This is a genomic window from Streptomyces glaucescens, from assembly GCF_002154375.1.
GTDB lineage: Bacteria > Actinomycetota > Actinomycetes > Streptomycetales > Streptomycetaceae > Streptomyces > Streptomyces glaucescens.
Window position 1 is genome coordinate 1 of the sequence record NZ_MUND01000180.1, and the last position, 5,726, is coordinate 5,726.

Genomic DNA, 5,726 nt, shown 5'->3' on the forward strand with positions numbered 1-5,726 from the left:
GACAGCGGGTACCCCATCGCTGCGCGATGGGCAAGCGAACCCCCGCGCTGCGCGCGGGGGTTGCGCTCCCGCTCCGCGTGAGCGCTGCTGCTCGCTGCGCGAGCAGCCCACCCGCCTTGCTGCGCAAGGCGGGTGACGCTCCGTCCGCTGCGCTCCCGGAGCTGCGGGACCTTCGGTCCCGCATGGGGTGGCCTCCGCTGCGCTCCAGCCACCCGGGGCGCTGCGCGCCCTGGAGGCCGGCCCCGCTGCGCGGGGCGGCCAGCGGGCCTGCGGCCCGAGCAGCGAGAGGGGGGTGGCTGGGGGTTCTACTCGGGCTGGGTGACGGTCAGGGCCCAGCGGACACTGTCGTCCGAGGCGTCAACGTCCACGGTGAAGGAACCTCGCTGCACGACCCCGGGATCCATGGTCACTGAGCCCACACTCACGCCGTCGGCAGGACAGTCCACCGAAAACTCGGCCACCTGTGCCTGCTGCGACTCCATCGTCACCGCCACACTGCCTCCACCCTCACAGGCCACCGTGAGCACGGTCGGCAGCCCTTCCCATGCACCACCAACGCGACCCCGGCATCCCCCGTCCACTCCGGCACCCACACCAGCCCCTCAGGCCCTGGATGAGGAAGAAGACCGCCATCCGCCGCGGCCGGCACCGCTCCTACGCCCACCGCCCCGAAAGCCGCCAACAACGCCACTGCCACAGTCCTGCGTGCACTCATACGCCTGCCCCTCCTGATGGCCTTTCATGACCAGGGCAGTGTCACGCACGGCAAGACCGTCACGCATGAGTACTAGAACTCATGACATCCAGACGCGACCGTGAAGCAGAACCAGCTCCCGGTACCCCCTCGTGCCAGGCCTGTGGGGCATGCCGAGCGGTGACTGGCTCACAGCCAAAGGTTGAGGCACAGAAACACGATGAGACACGGGCCGCAGGTGGTACTGCCTTGCCGGCATCGGGTCAGGCATGCGCGCGGCGTGGTGCAGTGGTCCTCCGTGATGTGGCGTGGTGCGCGGGACGTCGCGGGCCTGTGGCTTGGAGGCGTTGTAGCCACAGGGAGGTTGTGAGCAGGAGACTGCTGAAGACGGCCAGGAGGAGGGCGGACACCCACATCTGTCGGCTGCCGGGCGACTGCCAGCCTGTCCAGGCGGTCAATACCGCCCACAGCAGGACGCCCCCTGTGTAGAAGGCGCGGACCCGGCGCAGCTGCCGCACGGCCCGCAGGGACTTGACGCGATCAGTTGTGGATGCCATGCCGGCCCGTGTACCCCAGTGCACGCTGTTCAACGGAGCGGGTTGCTCGGGTTCGCCCTTCCGGTCGCTTCTCGTTCTTACTGCCGGGTCCGTTCTTCGAAGTCGCGTCGCACTCCCCCGCCTTCGTCTTCGACCAGGCCCGCATCGTCAGGGAAGTCCAAAACGGTGCCGCAGTGCCTGCACAGCCTCCCGTCTTCGGCCGGTGTGCCACATGCCTTGCAGAACCGGTTGCCTATCTCTTCTTCGGTCTTGTGTGTCATGGCGCTCCCCTGCAGTCGGGTAATGAGAGAAGCGGGGTACCCATCGGGTCGGCGATGATTCACCGATCGATGGTGCTTCATTTTTGTCGTGCGATAGAGTCTGGAACAGGAGACGTCACCTGTTCTCAGGTTAGAGGGTGGCTGTCGCGTGATCTGGCGTGCTGGATCCGGAGGGTTCTCCCTGTGCTCCGGGACGTGGTTGCCATGGCCAAGGTGCCTCGTTGGCGTGGGTGTTGTTGCGGTGTGCCCGAGGGCGGCTTTTGGTGCGGCCTGGGGGAAAAGGAGACGGAATGGCGATGAAGGAGCTTCGTCCTCACCAGCGGGAAGCCGTGGACGCCGTACTCCGGGCCCTCGAATTCCCTGCAAGATCCACTGTGTCTGAGCGGGGACTCCGCACTCAGGTGGTCATGGCAACCGGGTCGGGCAAGAGCCTCGTGGCTGCCCGGAGCGCCGAGGAGCTCGGAGCGGGCCGTGTGCTGGTACTCGTGCCCTCGCTGGATCTGCTCGCCCAGACCGAGACCGCGTGGCGTGAAGCAGGCCGCACCGGGCCGGTGATCGGGGTCTCGTCCCTGCGGGGCGAGGAGGTGTCCTTCCCCAACACCACGGATGTCGACGAGCTGGTCGACTGGGTGCGGCCGTTCGACAAGGTCACCGTGTTCGCCACGTACGCCTCTCTCGGCATGGGCACGCTGGAGCGCGCCCATGCCGCGGGCCTGCCGGGGTGGGACCTGATCGTGGTCGATGAGGCGCACCGGACGTCGGGGCGGATCGGAAAGCCATGGGCGGTCGTTCACGACAACACCCCTATCCCCGCCCTGCGGCGCCTGTACATGACCGCCACACCCCGGCTGTGGCAGCTCGACGAGGAGGGCAGGCAGGGCGCGCCGGGTGAGCTGGTCGCGTCGATGGAAGACGATCCGGAGGGGCCGTTCGGCGCCCGGTGCTACACGCTGACGCTGTCGGAGGCGATCGACCGGGGGATCTGCGCGCCGTATCAGGTGGTGTGTGTAGACATCACCGACACCCAGCTCCAGGCCGCCCAGCTCCTCGGCGCCGACGCACGGTCCGAGGAGGTGCGCGGGGCACGGCTGGCCGCACTCCAGACGGCGCTGGTGAAGGCATCGGCCGAGGAAGGCTTCCGCAGGACGCTCGTCTTCCACCACATGGTGAAAGAGGCCGAGGCCTTCGCGGCTGGCCTGCCGGACGTCGCCGAGCGGCTGCACACCGGTGACCCGGGGCTGTACCCGGGCACCGTCTGGGCTGAGTGGCTGTGCGGGGAGCACAAGCCAGGCCACCGGCGGCGGGTACTCGCTGAGTTCGCCGACGGCATCGCCGGCGACGGCACCGTTGTGGAGAAGACCTTCCTGAGCAGTGTTCGCATCCTCGGCGAAGGCGTCGACACATCCCGCTGCGACTCCGTGTACTTCGCGGACGTACGCGGCTCCATGCCCGACCTCGTCCAGGCCGTCGGCCGGGCGCTGCGCATGCAGCCCGGTGAGGGCAAGGTCGCCTCTCTCGTGGTTCCGGTCCTGCTTGGGCCCGGGGAGACGCCGAACAACATGCTCACCAGCAGGGCGTACGGCGGGCTCGCCAAGCTGCTGGAGGCGCTCCGGGCGCATGATGCCCGGGTGGTGGAGCAGCTCGCCGAGCCCCAGGCGCCAAGCCGTGTCAGAGGCGTCCAGACCCGCAGCGAGGGTGAGGAGGGTCAAGGCGAGGGAGCCGGCAGCGACCGAAGCGACCGACTCTCGATGCCGGCCCGGCAGCTGCTGAAGTTCTCCAGCCCGCGCGACCCCGCCACGCTGGCCGCGTTCATCAACCTGCGCGTCCTCAACCCTGAACACGCGCACTGGCGGCGCGGCATCGAGGCCGCCGTCGTCTACCACCGGCTCCACGGCGACCTCAAGGTCCCCTTCACCTACCGCGTCCCCGGCCGCGGAGAGCAGAAGGAGCAGGCGGCGGAGGCCGAGGGTTGGCCGGCTGCGCTCGCCGGATTCCCGCTCGGGCAGTGGATCGCCGACGCCCGCCGCTTCCACGCCCGCGGAGACATGGACGCCGACCGCATCGCACAGCTCGACAAGCTCGGCATGATCTGGTCGCACTACGACGTCGCATGGGAAGAGGGCCTCACAGCCGCACGCGGGTGGGCAGCCGAAGCGGGCCACCTCCTGGCCCCGACCGACGCCACCTACCAGGGCTACCCGGTGGGCATCTGGCTGAAGAACCAGCGGGCCGCCGCCCGCAAGGCCGCCGAGAACGAGCAGCGGCGCGCCCAGGGCCTGCCCGTCCCGTCAGCGGCCGGGGCACTGCCGGACGAGCGGCGCGAGCAGCTGGAGGACATCGACCCCGCCTGGTGCCCGGCCTGGTCCGTGGAATGGCAGCGCGCCTTCCACCTCACCCGGCAGCACCTGGAAGCCGGCGGCACGCTGCCCACGTCGCCGGGCGACGTCGTGCATCAGGGTGAGGACCTCGGACGGTGGGTAAGGGCACAGCGCCACGGGTGGGACAAGCTCACCGGCGTCCAGCAGTGGATGCTGGAGCACATCCTCGGCATCACACCCGCTAGCGAGGACGAGAAACCCAGGCCGCGGACCAGCCAAGCCGACAAATGGGCTCTCAACTACCAGGCCGCCAAGCAGTTCTACGAGCGCGAGGGGCACCTGCGCGTCCCCCGCAAACACACCGAAACGATCGTCATCAGCAGCGGCGACAGGACCGGCGGCAGCAGCGAGAGGCAGCAGGTGCGGGAACTGAAACTGGGCGCATGGATCAACAACCAACGCAGCCGAGCCGCCACCCTGCCACCCGAACGGGTGGAGCTGCTGTCCGCGATCGGCATGCGCTGGGCATGAGGTGCGGATGGGAAGCGGGGCCGGGACAGGATGAGCTGGCCCAGCGCCGATGGTTCACGGCAGCCAGGCACCCATGCGCTGTGCGGATCACGCGGCCAGCCCTCGCCGACACGTAGCTGGCGGGTTTACCGAACAGCGGTCGGAGAGGGCCCTGATGCTCGCGTAGGAGCGACGCCTCCCGTCGCCCGCTGAATCGGACGACTGCACCTGGAGCATGCGACGACATCGTGGACGGCCGGGCGAAGCCCTGGCTCGGCGAGATCGAAACCATCCACGACCGCGACAGCTCAACCAGCCACGGCATCGCCCGGCCTGCCGCAGTCCGCAAGAGCCTCGGCGGCCCGGCTCCGGTATGCACGGAAACGGCGCAGGTACGACCGTGCCAGAGGGCCCGGCGGAACCCCCCGGGCGAAGGCTTGCATGTTGCGTTCGCCCGCGTTGTAGCCCAAGGCGAGGAGTTCGTCGCGGGTGTAGCGGCGCACGTGCCGCTTTGGAAGGCTCCGGTTGAGGTCCTTGAGGTGCAGGGCCGCCGCGTGGATGGCGAAAGTGGGATCGTCGCGAAGGTCTTGCCACCGCTCCGACAGGTCGTGCGTTCGCCGAACCCGCTCGAACGTCGCACGGTGCATGTTGGCCACTCCGTAGGCCGCCTCGGGCTTCCACCACTGCCATAGCCGCTCCAGCAGCGGATGGTGCGGCTTGTACGCCTCATTGTGGAGCACGGTCATCACGAGCAGGGGCGACACTGCGGCCTCCTCCGCGCTGCGCACCACATATGCAGCGTAGTCGGCTGGATCGTAGCCACCGGGCCGCAACGGTGGCGTCCGAACGCCTCCGCGGTCCGCTGGTTGCGACTGTTGCTTCGACGCCGCCGTCGGCCACTTGGCCATCCCCACTCACCTCTCCCCTGCCGCCTGCCCCCGCCTGAACAGCAGGGACGTCTTGCCATCCCGAGGTGCGCGTGCCCGCGCGGACCGGCCTCAATCCAGCACACCGGACCGCCGATCCGCATCCCCCAGCCCGTGCGCGCCGCCACGACATAACAATCCGCTGCACTCACAGGTCACATCACGAAGCGCCCCGATGCCGTCCGGCATCCAGCCAACGAGTCGCTGCCCCACCCCGCAGCTTGACCCGCAGGCGAACCCATCCGCCAACGGCACTCGAACACAGGCGCGCCGGCCCGCCCATCGCATGCCCTCCCCCGGCCACCAGGCCGCCGTACCTGCGCGCCCGGACCGGCTGCGCCGTCTCGCCCAGCGTCTGCGCCTCCTCGCCGCCCGCATGCGGGCCATCGCTTGGAAGCTGGTGAAGCTGTCGGGCGAGGAGTTCGTCAAGTGCTTCGCCAACTAGGTTCTGTCTCTTTGGT

Annotated in this window: 4 protein-coding genes; 2 read left to right on the forward strand and 2 right to left on the reverse strand. The window is 69.1% G+C overall.

What is annotated here, in order from left to right:
• Positions 1-305: 305 nt before the first annotated feature.
• Positions 306-494 (reverse strand): hypothetical protein, encoded by a 189-nt coding sequence (locus tag CCN42_RS44390; protein ID WP_245877266.1) that lies wholly within the window; start codon positions 492-494, stop codon positions 306-308.
• 1,307 nt (positions 495-1,801) lie between these two features.
• Here CCN42_RS44390 and CCN42_RS13465 point away from each other — a divergent pair.
• The gene (locus tag CCN42_RS13465) at positions 1,802-4,360 is read left to right on the forward strand and encodes a DEAD/DEAH box helicase (protein WP_211294696.1); all 2,559 of its coding nucleotides are present in this window, start codon (positions 1,802-1,804) and stop codon (positions 4,358-4,360) included.
• A 287-nt stretch (positions 4,361-4,647) separates the two neighbouring features.
• On the opposite strand, the gene CCN42_RS13470 is transcribed toward CCN42_RS13465, so the two are convergent.
• On the reverse strand, positions 4,648-5,130 hold the full coding sequence (locus CCN42_RS13470; RefSeq protein WP_245877267.1) for a transglycosylase SLT domain-containing protein: 483 nt from the start codon (positions 5,128-5,130) through the stop codon (positions 4,648-4,650).
• Between the two features lie 421 nt (positions 5,131-5,551).
• On the opposite strand from CCN42_RS13470, the gene CCN42_RS42565 reads away from it, so the two are divergent.
• Positions 5,552-5,710: a hypothetical protein gene (locus tag CCN42_RS42565; protein WP_158102086.1), complete on the forward strand. Its 159-nt coding sequence runs from the start codon at positions 5,552-5,554 to the stop codon at positions 5,708-5,710.
• Positions 5,711-5,726 lie beyond the last annotated feature (16 nt).